Origin of the sequence: Curtobacterium sp. MCBA15_004 (assembly GCF_001865055.2) — a bacterium.
Taxonomy (GTDB): domain Bacteria; phylum Actinomycetota; class Actinomycetes; order Actinomycetales; family Microbacteriaceae; genus Curtobacterium.
Genome location: NZ_CP126266.1, coordinates 2,847,115 through 2,865,112 on the forward strand (window position 1 = coordinate 2,847,115; position 17,998 = coordinate 2,865,112).

Below are 17,998 nucleotides of genomic sequence, written 5' to 3' on the forward strand. Positions count from 1 at the left end.
AACGCGTACAGGAACCGGCGAGCACGGTGGGGGCATGGGCCAGACCGTGAGCGACTTCGTCATCGACCGCATCAAGGCGTGGGGCGTGTCCCGCGTGTTCGGGTACCCCGGGGACGGCATCGGCGCGTTCGACGGTGCCCTCGGCAAGGCGGACGGCAGCGAGCGCGCGCTCGAGTACGTCCGACCGACCCACGAGGAGATCGCCGCGCTCATGGCGACCGCGCACGCGAAGTTCACCGGCGAGGTCGGCGTGTGCGTCGCGACGTCGAGCCCCGGAGCGTTCCACCTGCTCAACGGCCTGTACGACGCCCAGATGGACAACCAGCCGGTCGTCGCGATCGTCGGGCAGCAGGGCCTGGCGTCGATGGGGTCGTTCACGCAGCAGGAGTCGAACCTCGAGCGCGTGTTCGCCGACGTCGCCTGCTACGTCGAGACGGTCGCCACGCCGGACGCCGTCGGGGTCGTCGTCGACACCGCCTTCCGCACCGCGATGCTCCGCAAGCAGCCGGCCGTCGTGGTCCTCCCCCACGACGTGCAGGCGATGGCGTACGAGGCACCCGCCGCCGAGCACTGGGTGTCCCGGTCGAGCGACGTCGCGCCGTCGACGCGGATCACCCCGCCGCAGGACGAGATCGCGCGGTTCGCCGAGATCCTCAACGCCGGCGAGCGCATCACCTTCCTCGTCGGGGCCGGTGCCCGGGGTGCCACCGACCTCGTGCTCGCCGCGGCCGAGAAGACCGGCGCCGGCATCATCACGGCGCTGCGCGGCAAGGACGTCGTGCCGTCCGACGTGCCGTACCACACGCAGCAGGTCGGGCTCCTCGGCTCGCGTCCGAGCCTGACGCAGATCAAGGAGTGCGACACGATCGTGCTCCTCGGGACGAACTACCCGTACGGCGAGTACCTGCCCGAGAGCGGTCAGGCGCGCGGCGTCCAGGTCGACATCCGGCCGGAGATGATGGGCCTGCGCTACCCGACCGAGCTCAACCTGTGGGGTGACGTCGGGTCGACGCTCGAGGCGGTGCTCCCCCTGCTGCACGGCGACCCCGACACCGCGTGGCAGGACAAGCTCGCCGGCGAGATGCGCGAGTGGGAAGCCGAGATGGACCGCCAGGCCGAGGTGCACTACAGCGACGGGGTGAACCCCCGACGGGTGATCCGCGCCGTGAACGAACGGCTGCCCGAGGGCGTCACCGTGACGTGCGACGCCGGCACGACCGCCGACTGGTACGGCCACCACATCCGGCTCCGCCGCGGCATGCACGGCGACATGTCCGGCCGCCTGGCGACGATGCTCGCGGCGATGCCGTACGCCGTGACCGCCAAGTTCGCCTTCCCGGACGCACCGGCCGTCTGCACGATCGGCGACGGCGCGTTCCAGATGCTCGGCATGAACGAGCTCATCACCGTGAAGAAGTACATGGCGCAGTGGCCGAACCAGCAGCTCGTCATCGTCGTCGTGCACAACGACGACCTCGGGCAGGTGTCGTGGGAGATGCGGACCGAGGACGGCAACCCGATGTGGTCCGGCTCGCAGGACGTCGAGTCGATGGACTACGCCGGGTACGCCGAGCTGCTCGGCTTCACGGGCATCGCGATCCGGAGCGACGACGAGGTCGACGCCGCCGTCGAGCGTGCGTTCGCGAACCCCGGCGTGACGCTCATCGACGCCTACGTCAGCCGCAACGTCCCGCCGCTCCCGCCGCACATCACCGCCGAGTACGCGATCAACACCGCGAAGAGCCTGCTCAAGGGCGACCCGCAGGAGCTCAGCGTGGTGAAGGACTCGGCGAAGGCGATGGCCGCCGAGGCCGCCGAGCGCGTCAAGGGTGCCCTCGGTCGCGACTGACCCCGCACACCGCCCTGGCCCCCGGAGGCGGGCCAGGGCGGTGCCGTGTGAACTCCGCGTGACGTGATGCGGCATCCCCTGGCGTGTTGCTGAGGGATTTCGTAGGTTCGTCGCCGATGAACACCCACACCTCCCCACGCCGTCGACGCCTGGTCGGTACCGCGACCCTCGCGACCGCCGGTGTCCTCGTAGCCCTGTCAGCCCCGTCCGCCGCCCTCGCCGCCGACGGTGACGTGACGATCGACCTCTACAACGTGAACGACTTCCACGGTCGGATCGCCCAGTCCATCTCGGTGACGTCCGGCAAGCCGACGCCGCGGGACGGCGACGCAGCCGGCGCGGCCGTCCTCGCCGGCGCACTGGACCGGTTCCGCGGCGCCGACCCGTCGCGGTCGGCGTTCGTCAGCTCCGGCGACAACATCGGTGGTTCGACGTTCGAGTCCTTCATCCAGCAGGACCAGCCGACGATCGACGTCCTCAACCAGATGGACCTGTCCGTCAGCGCGATCGGCAACCACGAGCTCGACCGCGGTCAGACCGACCTGCGCGACCGGGTCATCGGCCCGGACGGCGCCCGCAACGCGAAGTGGGACTACGTCTCGGCGAACATCCTCGACGCGGCGACCGGGAAGCCGGCGTTCGACCCCTACGCGATCCAGGAGATCAGCGGCAAGCGGGTCGGGTTCATCGGCGCGACCGTCGACCTCGTCGGGCAGGGCCTCGTCAGCCCGGCCGGCATCGCGGGCTTGCGCATGGGCGACATCACCACCGAGGTGAACAAGGTCGCCGCGCAGCTCACCGACGGCGACGAGTCGAACGACGAGGCCGACGTCCTGGTCCTCCTCGTGCACGACGGGGCCGAGTCGCCGAACGTCGCAGACCTGTCCGGCGGTTCGGACTTCGCCCGCGCCGTCCGGGGAGTGACGCCGGACGTCTCGGCGATCCTGTCGGCGCACACGCACCAGACCTACGTGCACCAGGTGACACTCGCCGACGGCAGCACGCGTCCGGTGATCCAGACCGGTTCGTACGGCTTCAACCTCGGCCACGTGCAGCTCACCGTCGCTGCCGACGGGAGCGTCCGACCGACCAAGGCGGAGAACATCCGTCTCGTCGACGCGGGGACCTTCGCCCCGGACGCGAGCGTGGCGGCCACCGTCGACACCGCGGTGAAGGAGGCCGATCGGCTGGGTGCCGTGGTCCTCGGCTCGGTGGACCGCGACATGAAGCGCGCCGTGCAGACCAACGGCTCCGAGAACCGCGGCGGCGAGTCGACGCTCGGCAACTTCGTCGCCGAGGTGCAGCGTTCCCAGACCCAGCGCCAGGGCTCGCAGATCGCGTTCATGAACCCCGGTGGCCTGCGCGCGGACATGACCGCCGGTGCCGTCACCTACAAGCAGGCCGCCGCGGTCCAGTCCTTCGCGAACACGCTCGTCGTGCTCGACCTGACGGGCGACCAGATCCGCCGTGCGCTCGAGCAGCAGTGGCAGCCGTCGACCTCGAGCCGCCCGTTCCTCAAGCTCGGCACCTCCGAGGGCTTCTCCTACACGTACGACCCGCTCGCGGCCGCCGGGTCGCGCATCACCTCGATGACGCTGAACGGCACGCCGATCGTCGCCGGGACGACCTACAAGGTGACCGTCAACTCGTTCCTCGCGACCGGCGGGGACAACTTCGGCGCGTTCAAGGAGGCCGCCGTGAAGCAGGACAGCGGCAAGGTCGACCTCGAGGCACAGGTCGAGTACTTCACTGCGAACCCGAAGGTCGCGGTCCGACAGGACCAGCGCGCCGTCGGCGTCCGGGTCTCCGGGGTCCCCGAGGGTGGACTGCGCCCTGGCGACCCGGTGCGGATCGACCTGTCGTCGCTGACCTTCAGCAGCGCGGCCGACCAGGGCGGCACCGTCTCGGTGGGCGCCGGAGGAACGACACTCGCGTCTGCCCCGATCGACACCACGGTGGTCGACACCACGGATGAGCAGGGCCGCGCGACCCTGACGTTCACCGTCCCCGGGGCGACCGCCCAGCCGGGCACCGAGCAGCCGCTCGCCGCGCGTGCGGTCAGCCGGGCAGCGGTGGCTCCCACCGCCACGACGGACCAGCCGCTGGTCGTCACCCTGCCGAACGGCCAGACGATCACGCTCGCCGTGACCGTCCCCGTCGCGGCCGTCGTCGACCCGGGCACGCCGGGTGGCGGCGGCACGACCGCCCCGGGCACCGGCGGCACGGTCGGCGGCGGCACCGCCGGCGGGACCGTCGGCGGCGGGACCACCGGCACCGCCGGCGGCACCGTGCCACGGACCGGTTCCGGGTCCCTCGCGTGGACCGGTGCCGAACTGGTGCCGGCCGGCGTGGCCGCGGGCCTGCTGCTCCTGACCGGGGCGACCGCCATGGTCCTGGTGCGTCGTCGCCGCCTGCAGCACGAGGCGACCGTCGAGGCGGACTGACACCGCGCCTCCCGGCTCGATCGCGGACGGGCCGTCCCACCCAGGTGGGGCGGCCCGTCCGCCGTGTGGGGGGCCGTCGGACGACGGGCTCGTCCCACCGATCGTCCGCGGATCGCACCGGGACTGCTGACGGTTCCACGACGGGGGTACGCTCGGCGTGTCGCACCGCGACGCGTCGCGCCGGGTCGCCTCCCAGGGCCGGACGGTGGTTCCGTTCGTCGGACTCCGTGACGCGGGTGCCCTCCGTCTCCAGGGAAACGACGGAGGGCACCCACTCACCCCACCCGGCGGCGGGTCCCGGCGCCTAGTGCGTGGTCGGCGTCCCCGCGTCGACCGGCACCCCGGCAGTGCCCGCAGCGACCACGTCCGGCGCCTGCACCGCGAACTGCGTCCGGTGCAGCTCCTCGTACCGGCCGCGACGTGCCAGGAGTTCCTCGTGTGTGCCCCGTTCCACGATCGAGCCGTCCTCGACCACGAGGATCTGGTCCGCACTGCGGATCGTCGACAGCCGGTGCGCGATCACCATCGCCGTCCGCCCGTCGAGCGCCTCGCTCAGGGCCGCCTGCACCGCGGCCTCGGACGTCGAGTCGAGCGCGGCGGTGGCCTCGTCGAGGATGACGACCCGCGGCTGCGCCAGCAGGAGCCGGGCGATCGTCATCCGCTGCCGCTCACCGCCGGACAGCCGGTAGCCCCGCTCCCCGACCATGGTGTCGAGCTGATCGGGCAGCGACCGGACGAGCGTCTCGAGCCGCGCACGGCGCACGGCGTCCCACACCTCGTCGTCGGTCGCCTCGGGCCGGGCGAGCCGGAGGTTCGAGCCGATGGTCTCGTGGAACAGGTGTCCGTCCTGGGTCACCATGCCCATCGTGTGCCGCATCGAGGCGAAGGTGACGTCACGGACGTCGGTCCCGGCGAGACGCACCGCACCGCTGTCGACGTCGTACAGGCGCGCGAGCAGCTGGGCGATCGTGGACTTGCCGGCGCCGGACGACCCGACGAGTGCGACGGTCTGCCCCGGCTCGATGCGGAACGACACCCCGTGCAGGACCTCGTCGCCGCCCCGGGTGTCGAGTGTGGAGACCTCCTCGAGCGAGGCGAGGGACACCTTGTCGGCGGACGGGTAGGCGAACCGGACGTCGTCGAACTCCACCGACACCGGGCCGTCCGGCACCACGACGGCGTCGGGTCGCTCCTGGATGAGCGGTTCGAGGTCGAGCACCTCGAAGACGCGCTCGAAGCTCACCACCGCGCTCATGATCTCGACGCGCGCGTTCGCCAGGCTGGTCAGCGGCGCGTACAGGCGGGTGAGCAGGAGCGCGAGGGTGACCACGTCGCCGGTGTTCAGCTGCCCACCGAGCGCGAGGGCCCCGCCGAGCCCGTACACGAGCGCCAGCGCGAGCGCGGAGACGAGCATGAGCGCGGTGACGAAGACGAACTGCAGCATCGCGGTGCGGACCCCGATGTCGCGGACGCGGGCGGCCCGGACCCGGAACTCCGCGGACTCGTCGTCCGGACGGCCGAACAGCTTCACGAGGGTGGCGCCGGGCGCCGAGAACCGCTCGGTCATCTGCGTGCTCATCGCGGAGTTGTGGTCGGCGGCCTCCCGTCGGAGCGCGGCGAGCCGGCTGCCCATCCGACGGGCCGGCACCAGGAACACCGGCAGCATCACCACGGCGAGCACGGTCACGAGCCACGACGTGCTGAGCATGACGCCCAGGGTGAGGACCAGCGCCACGAGGTTCGTCACGACGCCGGACAGGGTGCCGCTGAACGCCTGCTGCGCGCCGATCACGTCGTTGTTGAGCCGGCTGACGAGGGCACCGGTCCGCGTTCGGGTGAAGAACGCGATCGGCATCTTCTGCACGTGGTCGAACACGGCGGTGCGGAGGTCCAGGATGACGCCCTCACCGATCCGCGCCGAGTACCAGCGGGTGAGGAGCGATGCGGCGGCGTCGGCCACCGCGACCAGGGCGATCACGACCGCGAGCCAGACGATCGTGCCGACCGCCCCACGAGCGGCGATGACGTCGACCACCTGACCGGCGAGCACGGGCGTCGCGACCGCGAGGAACGCCCCGACGACGGACAGGGCGATGAACACCACGAGCTTCGCCCGGTACGGCACCGCGAACGTCATGATGCGCCGGACGGACTCCCGCGAGAAGCCGTGCTTCCCGTCCCTCGCGGTGGAGATCTTGTAGAGCGAGCTCCAGGCCGCGCCTTCCATGCTCATGGTGTCCCCTTCCGGCCGCCACCGACCCGGGTGGTCCGGGGGCGCGGGTCGTCCCCCGTGGCGGGGACCAGGGAGTCAGGATACGTCGGGGGCGGGGAGCGCCGCGGCCAGCGTCAGCGGAACAGCTGCTCCCCCACGTACGACCCCTTCCGCGGTGCCGGCGGGACGGCGAACACCCCGGAGCCGATGTGCGACACGTACTCGTTCAACCGGTCGGACGCGCCGAGCTTCCGCTGCAGCCGCGTGAAGTGCTCGGGGTCGTTCATGTAGGCCGCGAACAGCAGCCCGGCGTCGAGCTGGCCGTACTGGTTCAGTCCGTCCGTGTAGTTGTAGCCGCGGCGGAGGATCTTCACGCCGCCGTTGTTCTCGTGCGCAGCGAGCGCGACGTGGGACCGCGGGTCGATCGCGGTCCCGCCGTCCGACCCGGCGCCGTGTGCGGCGGCGTGGAAGTCCGGCGTCGTGTGCTCGCTCCCGCCGGACAGCGGCGCCCCCTCGACCTTGGTCCGGCCGAACACGCGCTGCTGGTCGCTCACCACGTCGGCGTCCCACGTCTCCAGGTTCATCCGGATCTTCCGCACGACCTGGTAGCTCCCGCCCGCCATCCACCCGGCGTCGTCGTCGAGCCACACGAAGCGGTCGTACTCCTCGTCGGTGGTGACGTTGCGGGTGCCGTCCTTGAAGCCCATCAGGTTGCGCGGGGTCGACTGCGTGGGCCCGGCCGAGGCGCGGCCGAAGCCGATGACCGTCCACCGCACGGTCGCGGTGCCGCGGGCCATGCGCGCCAGGTCGCGCACCGCGTGGTACGCCACCTGCGGGTCGTCGGCGCAGGCCTGCAGGGACAGGTCGCCGCCGGTCAGGCCGTCCTCGAGCGCGTCGCTCGGCAGGGTCGGGATCGCCGCCAGGTGCGCGGGCCGCTTGGACGCGAGGCCGAAGCGCTCGTCGAACACGCCGGGACCGAGCCCCACCGTGACCGTGAGCGACGCGGGCCCGAGGTCGAGCGCCTCGCCCGTGTCCGCGCCGACGCCGTTCCCGTGCGCGGGCTCGACGCTGCCGATCGTCCGACCGGCCTGCAGCTGCGCGATCGCCGCGGACCACCGGGCGAGCAGGACCTGCAGCTCGGTCGCGGTCGACGCGGTCAGGTCGAACACCATGAAGACGCAGTGCCGCTGCGGGGTCGTCCGGATGCCGCCCTGCGGCTGCCGCGCGGCGGTCGCGTAGAACGGCACCTGCTGCGACAGGTCGATCGACTCGTCGGCGTTCCCCGCGGCACGGAACGGGTCCACCCCGGTCGCGGCCGCGGAACCGGCGATCCCGGCGGCCGCCCCGACCCCGGCACCCGCGGCGGCGAGGCCGGCACCGAAGAGCCCTCGGCGGGAGACGTGCGGTGCGGTCACGCGGTCGCGACCTTCTCGGCCAGGCGGGAGAGCGGGTCCTGGAGCGCCTGCACCTGCTGCGAGATGCGGTTGGCGTCCTTCGCCTTCGCGGCGTCGTCCCACGTCGTGAAGCCGCCGAGGGCGTTGCCGTCGCGGAAGCCGTCCATCATCGTGTTCGTCGCGTCGAACTGCGCAGCGATCTGCTTCGTGAGCGCCGGGTCGACCTTCGTCAGGCCGGGCTTGAGGTACGCGAAGGCCTGCCGGGCGCCCTCGACGTTCGCGGCGAGGTCGACGAGGTCGATGTGGCTGTACGCCTCCTCCTCGCCGGTGACCTTGTTCGACTGGACCTCCTCGAGGAGCCCGGCCGCGCCGTTCGCCAGGTCCTCGGGCTTGTACTGCAGCGTCGGCACGAGCTTCGCGAGGAGCTGCACGTTCTCGGTCAGGTCCGCCGCGGTCTGCTTCGTCGACGCGGTGATCGCACCGGCCTGGAACAGGTCCTTCTCGACGGCGTGGAAGCCGCTCCAGCCCACGGCGTCGTCGAGGTTCGACGCACGCATGTCCACGAGGTAGTCGAGGTTGCCGGCGTTGTCGGTCGCGCTGTGCCCCTTCTTCACGAAGCCGTCGACGTCGCTCTCGACGTGCTCGTAGAACGGCCGGGCAGCCGCGTAGTCCCGCTTCGCCGCCTCGAGGTCGCCCTTGTCGACGTCGGCCTGGAGCTGCTGGACGGCGGTCACCATGTCGGTGACCTGGCCGTCGACGTACGTCGCGTAGCCCTTCGCACCGTCGGCGAGCAGGGCCGCGGCACTGCTCCCCGCGGTCGCGGCGGCCTTGCCGGTGACGGTGAAGTCGGTGAGCTCCTCGGTCGCCCCGGGGCAGTACACCTGGTACTTCCCACCCGTGAGCGTCGCGGTGAAGGTCACCGGGGCCAGACCGGGCGCGAGGTTCTCCTTCTCGCCGAGGATCCGCTGGTCCTGCAGCAGCTCGACCTCGGTGATCGCGGTCGAGCTCTGGTTCTCGACCCGGAACGTGACGGGGCCCGCGGGGACCTTCGTGGTCGACACGGCGCAGGCGTCGGAACCGTCGTTCGTCAGGGTGATGGTGACGCGCGAGACCTTCCCGGTGCCGCCGGTGGCGTCGTCGGCGGGGGTGCTCGCGGCGCAGCCGGTGAGCGCGAGGGCGGTGACGGTGCCGAGGGCACCGAGGGCGATCAGGGGTCGGACGGTCCTACCGAACGGCATGGTCGAGGCTCCTTGCAGGGACGTCGGCGGGTGGTCCGCGCGACGGGTCGGTTCCGGGGGTGGTGGTCGTGGGGGCGGGGAGGCGGCGTCGGTCGCGCACCGCGAGCGCGGCCTGGGCTGCAGCGGCGACGAGCAGGGCGATCGGCAGCCAGGCGTTCCAGAGCCGGAGCTCGGCAGCGCGGGTCTGTGCGGCGGCGACGGCCGCGGCCGTGCGGTCCGCCGTGGCGCCGGGGACGGCCCACACGTCGCGTTCCAGCGTGGTCGTCCGAGCGGCCGGGAGGCCCCCACCGCGCAGCGTGAGCACGTCGCGTTCCGAGCGGGTCGCGTCCAGGACGCCCCCCGCGACGGTCGTGAGGGTCGTGCTGGCGCGGACGGTCCAGGTGGCGGCGAACGGGCCGGGGTTCGTCGACGGCGAGACGCCGACCGGGACCCGCCCGAACAGTCCGACGAGCTGGTCGAGCGTCAGGCTGGTCGGCCGGTCCGCGGACGGGACGTCCTCGGTCACTTGCCACTGGTCCGCGGTGGTGCCCGCGCGGGCGACGCGGCGGTGGGCCGACGCGGGCAGGGTGAGCCGCGCCTCCCGGCCGCTCCCGGCCACGCGGAGGACCGCCGCCGCACCGTCGACGGACGCCGTGACCGACGTGGCGTCGCCGGTGACGGCGACCGTGCGCGGCACGTCGGGTCCGGTCCCGGACGGGACGGCGACCGCGAGCACGACGGCGGCCGCGGCGAAGGCGGCGGCGAGGACCGCTCGGAGCCGCGGGACGCGAGCGGGCGCGGGGCGCCATGCCCGCGGCCACAGCGAGATCGCGAGGACCGGGACGACGTAGAGGACCCAGCCGAGCACCTCGATCACCCGCGGGTCCGCGGGGATGCCGAGCACGCCCGTGACGAGGGCGCCGCGGAGCGAACCGTTCGGCGCGAGCCACCCGAGGTCGACCGTGCGCTGCTGGCCGATCACGATCCACCCGGCCTCGTGCGCGTGCCGGATCGCGGTGAGCACGAGGCCGCCCGCGACGAAGACGAGGAAGACGCCCGTGCCGGTGAAGAACCGGCGGAGGTCGAGCCGGACGCCGCCCGTGTAGATGCCGTAGCCGACCAGGACCGCGACGGCGATGCCGATGACGGCGCCGAGGGCCGCCGTGCCGGTGTCCGCGGACGCCTGGAACGTGGCGAGCAGGAACACCGAGGTCTCGAAGCCCTCCTTGAGGACGGCCAGGAACGCCATGCCGGCGAGTGCCCAGGCGGTGCCGCGGCCGAGGGCGGCGGTCGCGCTCGCCTCGAGGTCCTGCGACAGGGTGCGGGCGTGCGTCCGCATCCACACGATCATGCCGGTGACGAAGACCACGGCGACGACGCCGATCACGGTCTCCATGCCCTCCTGCTGGGCCTGGGGCAGCGCCTGCTCGACGGCCTGGAGGCCGAAGCCCACGGCGATGCTCAGCGCGACGGCGAGGCCGACCCCGGCCCACATCGGGGCGAGCGGCGCGCGGTTGCGACGCAGGAACGCGGCGATGATGCCGACGATGAGCGTCGCTTCGAGGCCTTCGCGGAGGCCGATGACGAGTGTGGCGATCATGGCGTAGGTGAGGCTAACCTAACTGAACCGCGATCCGCCACCTGCGGCCCGTGGGGTTTGATTGTTCTCATGAACCTGCTCACCCCCGAGGGCCTGGCGTCGGTGACGAACGTCCTCGACCTCGCGGGCGTGTTCGCGTCCGCGCTGCTCGGTGGATCGCTCGCCCGCACCATGGACTTCGACCTGTTCGGGTTCCTCGTCGTCGGCTTCGTCTCCGGCCTCGGCGGCGGCATGCTCCGCGACACCCTGCTGCAGAACGGTCCCCCGGTCGCGCTCGTCGACCCGCTGTACGTGCCGGTCGCGATCGTCGGCGCGCTCATCGCGTTCCTCGTGTCCTTCTCCGAGCTCACGTGGGACCGCCTGTTCACCGTGCTCGACGCCGCGGTCATCGGCTTCTGGGCGGTCGTCGGCGTGCAGCGCACCTTCGACGCCGGGCTCGAGTGGCCGGCCGCGATCATCATGGGGACGATCACCGCGGTCGGCGGCGGAGCGATGCGCGACATGCTCCTCCGCCGTGTGCCGGCGGTGTTCGGCGGGAACGCGCTGTACGCGACCGTCGCCGTCGCCGCGTCGGCCGTGATGGTCGTCGCGTCGCACCTCGGCTCCCCCACGATCGGGATCATCGCCGCGATCGTGCTGTCCCTGGGGCTGCGCTACGGCGCGGTCCGCCGGGGCTGGGGGCTGCCGAACGGCCGCGACTGGCAGCCGAAGTCCACGCTCGGGTCGCTGCTGCAACGGGGTCGGCGGCTGCGGCCGGACGCGATCCGGCTGCTGCGGCGGCCGGGTCGGCGTGCAGGGGCGGGGAGCGTCCACAGCGAGCGGGGCGGGGACGGTACCGGGACGGTGGCGACGGTCGACGGAGGTGGGTCCTGGGGCGGTCAGGGCGACTCGGGCGCGCGGGGCGACGCGGGCGGTCGGGGCGACGCGGGCGGTCGGGGCGACGCGGCCGGTCGGGGCGACGCGGCCGGTCGGGGTCGTGGCGCCGAGGGCGGTCCGACCGACCAGGAAACGCACTCCGGCAGCTGAACCTGTCTCCGCTGCCACCCCGGCAGTAGCATCGGTACCGCCGGGTATCGACCCGGTGACCGCCGCCCGCTGACGCACCGACACGACCCGAACGTGCCGGTCCGCCACACGGACGTCAGGTCGGGGACCAGGTCGGTGCCGCGCGGGATCAGCGCGCGGCGCGACGGTCCCCGACGGACCGCGCACGCCACCACCGAGCGCGGGGATCGCACCCGACCAGCTCTGCCCCGCACCGCCACGACGATCACGAACCAGGATCAGATGCGCGACGACGCCACATCCACCCCGCGGACCCCGCGCGCCGAGGTGCGGGAGCGCCTGCTCGTGGCCGCCGCCGAGGTCTTCGCCGAGTCCGGCCTGGCCGGGGCCCGGCTCGACGACGTCGCCGCGCGCGCGGGGTTCAGCAAGGGCGCGGTCTACTCGAACTTCGCGTCGAAGCAGGACCTCGTGGCGGCGGTCATGCAGCGCCAGACGAACCGCGTGCTCGCGTCGTTGCAGGAGGTCGTCCAGGTCGACGTCACGGCGGCACGCCTCGGCGATGTCGTCCGCGCCGCGTTCGGCCGGCACGACCAGCGCGCCCAGTTCGCGCTGCTCGCCGAGTTCCGGGGCTACGCCGTGCAGCACCCCGAGTTCACGCCCGAGTTCGTCCGGCAGCGGCGCGAGCTGCAGGACGGGGTGCTCGGCCTCGTGGACCTGTGGTTCGACGCGCACCCCGAGGTCGATGCCGGGATGCCGCGGGAGGACCTCGCCGTCCTGCTCGTCGCCGCCAACGTCGGGATCGTGTTCGACGAGCCCGCGCTGCCCGGGGTCGACCCGGGCGACGTCATCGCCGCCGTGGTCGAGGCGGTCATCCGGCCGCGCTGACGACGTCGGCGGCGGCGGCTGGCGCCGCGGGGCGCGCGGCGCCGCGCCGCCGCGCCGCCGCTGCGCGGCGAACAACGGAAAGCACCTCGCACCACGAGATTCCGTGGCGCGACCTGCTTCCGGTTGTGCGCGCGTCGCGCGCGCAGGCGGCGCGCGGGGGCGCGCGGCGCGCCGACAGCGGAGCGCCGCCGCCGCTGCGCGGCGAACAACGGAAAGCACCTCGCACCACGAGATTCCGTGGCGCGACCTGCTTTCGCCTGTGCGCGCGTCGCCCGCGCAGGCGGCGCGCGGCGCGCCGACAGCGGAGCGCCGCCGCCGCTACGCGGCGAACAACGGAAAGCACCTCGCACCACGAGATTCCGTGGCGCGACGTGCTTCCGCTTGTGCGCGCGGCGCGCCGCGCGCGGGGCGCCGACAGCGGAGCTCTCCCGCCGCTACGCGGCGAACAACGGAAAGCACCTCGCGCCACGAGATTCCGTGGCGCGACGTGCTTCCGGTTGTGCGCGGCGCCGATCGGCGTCGGCAGCGGCGGGCGGGCGCCGCCGCTACGCGGTGCGGCGGCTCCGCCGCCCCTCGTGCGACCACGCCGACGACGGCAGCAGACTCGGCGGGAGCAGCCGTGCCCGGGCCAGGCGCCCACGGGAGACCGACGCGTCCAGGGCGATCCGCGCCTCCAGGACGGCCCGGTGCACCGCACCGACGTCCACCGCAGCTGCCCCGTCTGGCGCGAACCGCTCCGTGTCGACCGCGTCGACGACGGCACGGAGGTGCGGCAGCACCGTGACCGGCATGCTCGGCGCCAACCGGCCGAGGACCGCGCGTGCGGTGCGGGCGGCCGCGGCGGCGTCGCCGGGCGGCGCGAAGCCGGGCGCGAAGCCGTGGTCGGCGACGTCGTCGAGGACCTCGCGCCACGCGTGCGCAGCCGGAGCGCGACCGGCTCGGATCGCTGCGAGCCGTCGCCGTCGCCGTGTGACCCGGACCACGGCGGGAGCGGCGAGCACGAGGAGCGCGAGGACGAGCCCGACCACGAGTCCTGCCGGACCGGAGCCTCCGCCACCGGTGCCGGACGCCGTCGCATCCGGGGCCGCCGAGGCCGAGGCGGTCGGGGTCGGGGTGGCCTCCGCCGGGGCGGTCTGGCCGGGCGCGGGCAACGGCGTCTCCGGGTCGGCCGGTGCGGGCGTGGCCGAGGAACCGGTGGACGGCTGCGCGGCGGCGTCCGAGTCGGGGGTCGGCTCGAAGGAGACCCACCCGGCGCCGCGGATGTAGAGCTCGGGCCACGAGTGCAGCTGCCGGTTCGACACCGTGTACTCGCCGTCCTCGGTGCGCTCGCCACTCGCCCGGTACCCGACCGCGATGCGCGACGGGATGCCGAGCGTGCGGGCCATGACCGCCATCGACGAGGCGAAGTGGACGCAGTAGCCCTCGCGGACCTTGAGGAACGTGTCGATCACGTCCATGCTGTCGCCGTCGTAGCCCTGCTCGACCGGGGCGGTCTCCGAGTAGGTGAACAGGTCGCTGCGGAACCACTGCTCGAGCGCCCGGGCCTCCTCGTAGTCGTTCGACCCGCTGCCGGCGACGCGCTGTGCCGCGGAGCGGATGTCCTCCGGCAGGTCCTTCGGCAGGGCCAGGTCGGTCTTCAGCTGGGCGCGGCTCGGGGTCTCGAAGCCCCGGCCGTCGGCGCGACCGAGCAGGCCGGACTCGGCGATCGTGTCGAGGTACTCGCCGGACGACGTCGACGCACCGTAGACCTCGTACGTCGACCCGCGCTGCGTCGTCGGTCCGGTCGACCGGACGGTGTTCGAGTCCCCCATCCACCGCCACTGCGCCAGGTCGAGGTTCGTCGACTGCGACGTGAGCGACATGGCACCGGCGGGCACGGGCAGGTAGTTGCTCGACAGTCCGGTGATGCGGATCGTCACGTCGCCGCGGTTCGCCAGCCGCGGGTTGACCCCGAGGGCGTACCGCTGCCGGTCGGCCGTGGACGAGGTGCTCGCGTCGGTCACCGTCGGGATCCAGTCGCCCGTGCCGAACTCGTCGAGGTCGGCGAGCTTGAGGTACTCCGGGCGGCCGTCGGCGGAGCGGTAGCGCAGCACCTCGAGTTCATTCGGCTGGCGCAGGTCCTGCCCGAGTTCGAGCAGCGTCCCGGGACGTCCGGGTTGGATCGGCGACTGGAGCGACCCGGTGACGCCCGACAACCAGCCCGCGTTGAGCGGCACCACGGCGGGGAGGCCGACCGCGACCACCAGGCCGAGGGCGCCGACCACCGCAGCGGGGAACGCTCGCTGCACCGGTCGTACCGACAGCCACAGCAACGCGAGGAAGGCGATCCCGACCAGGACCACGAGGACCGCCGGTGCGGGCTGCCCGGTGATCACGCCGGGCACGATGAGCACGACGAGCGCCGGGACCGCGGCGAGCGCGACGGTCGGTGCGATGGCCGCGAGGAAGAGCGCGACGCCCGCGACCCACCCGATCGCGATCGTCACGACGAGTCGGATCGCGTCGGTCTGCGGCAGCGGCGCGGGGTTGAGCCGGATGGCCGCCATGGCCTCGCCGAGTGCCCCCTGCCGGTCGAGCCACCCGAGCGGGTGCACGTCGTTCAGGACCGCGGCGGCGCAGGACCCGGCGACGAGGACCGCGACGAGCACGACGAAGCGGACGCCGGGGGCGCGACGGCGAACGGTGAGCAGCGCTGCGACGAGCACGGCGGCGAACACCACACCGGAGAGCCACCACCCGATCCCCTGCACGAGCGGACGCATCGCGAGGGCGGCGACGAGCACGGGGACCGGCGCCAGCGCGACGAGCCAGGCGCTCGGTGCGTCGGGTCGGTCGACGGCACGGTCGCGACGAGGGCCGCCGGGTCCGGACCCGGTCCCGGGACCGCGGCCGCCGACACCGTCCCGGTCAGCGACGGACGGCCCGCGCCCCGGACGTCCCCCGCCTGTGGTTCGCTCCCCGCTCACCGGAGGCTCCCGGGTGCACGGGCACCGGTGACCGGCACGACCAGGGTGCGCCACCCACCGCGGTCGAGGATCCCCCGCACCGCCGGCTCGGGCGGCACGATCGTCGCGAGGATGCCCCGGCTCGACCCGCTGGTCTGCGAGACGAGCTCGGCCGCCTGCTCGGCGGTGATCCGCCCGGTGACGACGGCGGTCATCCCGTGCACGTCCCGCCCGCGGACGTCGGGCAGCACCTCGGCGACGTCGCGCGCGTCGGACCGCACCCGCACGTCGGCGAGCCCCACGAGCACGTCGGTGAGGCCACCCGCGTCGCCCGCGTGGCGCGAGCGGCCGTCCGGGGCGTCGCTGACGAGCACGACCCGCGACGTCCGTGCGCTCAGCGCCCGCGCGACGCTCGCCGCCACCACGACCGCGTGCTCGAAGGCCGCGTCGCCGCCGAGGTCGGAGAGCTCAGCGAGGTCGTCGCGACCGAGGCTCTGGTACGACTCCCGCCGCACGTCGAGGGCGATGACGGCCTCGGGCGGCTGCGCCTGGCTGGTCTGCCGCACGTGCAGTTCGCCGCGGCGCGCGCTCTGTGCCCAGTGCACGCGGCGGATCGGGTCACCCTGCCGGTAGGGCCGGAGCTCGCTGTCGTCGGCGGAGCCGCCCTGACCGACGCGCCCCTCGTCGGCGGACACCGCACCCGCGAGGGCACCCGTGTCGATCGCGCCGAGCGGGGTCGACGCGGGGACGACCACGACCTCCTCGGCGGCGACCACGGGACGGTCGATGCGGAGCAGGCCGAACGGGTCCTCGACGCGGATCGTCACGGGGCCGACGACCGCACGGCCGCGGTGCACCGCGAGCGCCTCGACGTCGAGCACGGCCGGCGGCACGTTCGGTCCGACGAGCGCGAGGACCTCGGCGTCGGACACGCTCGCGAACGCGTCGTCGAGCTGCTCCCGGACGAGGAGCGTGGAGCGGGGGCCGATCGGCAGCGAGGTCCCGCGCAGCGTGATCCGCTCGCGGTGCACCTCGCCGACCTGGACCATGCCCCGCGCGGTGGTCCGGGTCGCGCGCAGCGGTGCGGCGACGACGAGCGCCATCACGACGCCGAGCACGAGCAGGACGAGCAGGAGCAGCCCCGCGGACACCGCGACGCTCGTGCTCGAGACGAGGCCGCCGCCGACGAGCGCGACGCCCGACCCGAGGACGGTCCACCCGCGGGCGGTCGGCCGTGGGAACGGCGTCCGCCGCAGCAGCGCCAGCCCGCGCCGGCCGTACCGCGTCCCCCACGACCGCACGGCCCCGGAGCGCAGGGCGACCGCGGACGGCCCGTCGGGGCGGGACATCAGGAGCGGACCGGCGCCGCCGTGAACGGCACGGCGGTCTCCGACACGACGCGCACCACGATGTCGCGGGCGGTGTCGTCGCCGCTCCCGCCGAGGCCGCGGGCGACCGGCACGAGTCGGTGCGCGAGGATCACCGGCGCGAGGTGCGCGACGTCGTCCGGGGTGACGAACGGCCGTCCGAGCAGGGCGGCGTGCGCGCGGGCGGCCTGGGCGAGGTGCAGCGTCGCCCGGGGGCTCGCGCCGAGCAGCAGGTCGGGATGGGTCCGCGTGGCCCGGACGATCGCGACGATGTACGCCTCGACGTCGGGGGCGACGTGGACACCGCGGACCGCGTGCACGACGGCACGCAGGGTCGCGACGTCGACGATCGGCCGGAGCGAGGTCAACGGGTCGCGGGTCCCGCGGCTCGCGAGCATGTGGCGCTCCGCGTCGGCACTCGGGTAGCCCATCGTGATCCGGGCCATGAAGCGGTCGCGCTGCGCCTCGGGCAGCGGGTAGGTGCCCTCCATGTCGATCGGGTTCTGCGTCGCCACGATCATGAACGGTGAGTCGAGCGGTCGCGTCACGCCGTCGACCGTGACCTGCGCCTCGGCCATCGCCTCGAGCAGTGCCGACTGGGTCTTCGGGCTCGTGCGGTTGATCTCGTCGCCGATGACGACGTTCGCGAACACGGGCCCCGGCGAGAACCGGAAGGTGCCCGACGACTGGTCGAAGACGTTCACGCCCGTCACGTCGGACGGCAGCATGTCCGAGGTGAACTGGATGCGGTTCACGGTCCCGCCGACCGATGCGCCGAGCGCCTTGGCCAGGACGGTCTTGCCGACGCCCGGCACGTCCTCGACGAGCAGGTGCCCCTCGGCGAGCATCACCGTCAGCGCGGTGCGGATCGCCTCGACCTTGCCGTCGACCACGGTGGAGACCGACTCGACGATGTCGTCGCCCACTGCGCGGACGTGCTCGATCGGGAAGGCGGGGTCGGTCGGGTCCGGCACGCGGGCCTCCTCGTCTCGGGACAGGTCCGGTGATGCTACATCGGGGCGGTGACAGCCACCGGTACGCCGCCAGGCAGGTGTCCGGGAACGCGACGGTCGTCGCGGG

11 protein-coding genes are annotated in these 17,998 nt (G+C 73.5%); 4 read left to right on the forward strand and 7 right to left on the reverse strand.

Annotation, left to right across the window (positions count from 1 at the left end):
- The first annotated feature begins 34 nt into the window (after positions 1 to 34).
- Positions 35 to 1,849 carry a thiamine pyrophosphate-requiring protein gene (locus tag QOL16_RS13385; RefSeq protein WP_071282177.1) on the forward strand — a complete coding sequence of 605 codons (1,815 nt, stop codon included), beginning with the start codon at positions 35 to 37 and terminating at the stop codon, positions 1,847 to 1,849.
- 116 nt (positions 1,850 to 1,965) lie between these two features.
- Entirely contained in the window at positions 1,966 to 4,293 is a 2,328-nt protein-coding gene (locus tag QOL16_RS13390; protein ID WP_065961321.1) for a bifunctional UDP-sugar hydrolase/5'-nucleotidase, read from the forward strand.
- Between the two features lie 304 nt (positions 4,294 to 4,597).
- Here QOL16_RS13390 and QOL16_RS13395 read toward each other — a convergent pair whose 3' ends face one another.
- From QOL16_RS13395 to efeU, 4 genes are all read right to left on the reverse strand, one after another.
- Entirely contained in the window at positions 4,598 to 6,526 is a 1,929-nt protein-coding gene (locus tag QOL16_RS13395) for an ABC transporter ATP-binding protein (RefSeq protein WP_253181591.1), read from the reverse strand.
- A gap of 113 nt (positions 6,527 to 6,639) precedes the next feature.
- The gene (locus QOL16_RS13400; protein ID WP_071247763.1) at positions 6,640 to 7,920 is read right to left on the reverse strand and encodes a Dyp-type peroxidase; all 1,281 of its coding nucleotides are present in this window, start codon (positions 7,918 to 7,920) and stop codon (positions 6,640 to 6,642) included.
- The gene (efeO, locus tag QOL16_RS13405) at positions 7,917 to 9,137 is read right to left on the reverse strand and encodes an iron uptake system protein EfeO (protein ID WP_065961327.1); all 1,221 of its coding nucleotides are present in this window, start codon (positions 9,135 to 9,137) and stop codon (positions 7,917 to 7,919) included. Before efeO ends, QOL16_RS13400 begins: the two co-directional genes overlap by 4 nt.
- Positions 9,124 to 10,716 (reverse strand): iron uptake transporter permease EfeU, encoded by a 1,593-nt coding sequence (gene efeU, locus QOL16_RS13410; RefSeq protein WP_071282179.1) that lies wholly within the window; start codon positions 10,714 to 10,716, stop codon positions 9,124 to 9,126. The genes efeO and efeU overlap by 14 nt, the downstream gene beginning before the upstream one ends.
- Before the next feature lie 69 nt (positions 10,717 to 10,785).
- Between efeU and QOL16_RS13415 the strand changes: the two genes are divergently transcribed.
- Together QOL16_RS13415 and QOL16_RS13420 are read left to right on the forward strand one after the other, a co-directional pair.
- Positions 10,786 to 11,742 (forward strand): trimeric intracellular cation channel family protein, encoded by a 957-nt coding sequence (locus tag QOL16_RS13415; RefSeq protein WP_254780140.1) that lies wholly within the window; start codon positions 10,786 to 10,788, stop codon positions 11,740 to 11,742.
- A 261-nt stretch (positions 11,743 to 12,003) separates the two neighbouring features.
- Positions 12,004 to 12,606, forward strand: coding sequence for a TetR/AcrR family transcriptional regulator (locus QOL16_RS13420; RefSeq protein ID WP_065965222.1), 603 nt, complete (start codon positions 12,004 to 12,006; stop codon positions 12,604 to 12,606).
- Between the two features lie 545 nt (positions 12,607 to 13,151).
- On the opposite strand, the gene QOL16_RS13425 is transcribed toward QOL16_RS13420, so the two are convergent.
- The 3 genes from QOL16_RS13425 to QOL16_RS13435 all read right to left on the reverse strand — a co-directional run bounded on the left by QOL16_RS13425 (position 13,152) and on the right by QOL16_RS13435 (position 17,892).
- The gene (locus QOL16_RS13425) at positions 13,152 to 15,389 is read right to left on the reverse strand and encodes a DUF3488 and transglutaminase-like domain-containing protein (protein ID WP_139266275.1); all 2,238 of its coding nucleotides are present in this window, start codon (positions 15,387 to 15,389) and stop codon (positions 13,152 to 13,154) included.
- Between the two features lie 179 nt (positions 15,390 to 15,568).
- The gene (locus tag QOL16_RS13430) at positions 15,569 to 16,900 is read right to left on the reverse strand and encodes a DUF58 domain-containing protein (RefSeq protein ID WP_071282186.1); all 1,332 of its coding nucleotides are present in this window, start codon (positions 16,898 to 16,900) and stop codon (positions 15,569 to 15,571) included.
- Positions 16,900 to 17,892: a MoxR family ATPase gene (locus tag QOL16_RS13435; RefSeq protein ID WP_071247748.1), complete on the reverse strand. Its 993-nt coding sequence runs from the start codon at positions 17,890 to 17,892 to the stop codon at positions 16,900 to 16,902. The genes QOL16_RS13430 and QOL16_RS13435 overlap by 1 nt, the downstream gene beginning before the upstream one ends.
- Positions 17,893 to 17,998: the final 106 nt, after the last annotated feature.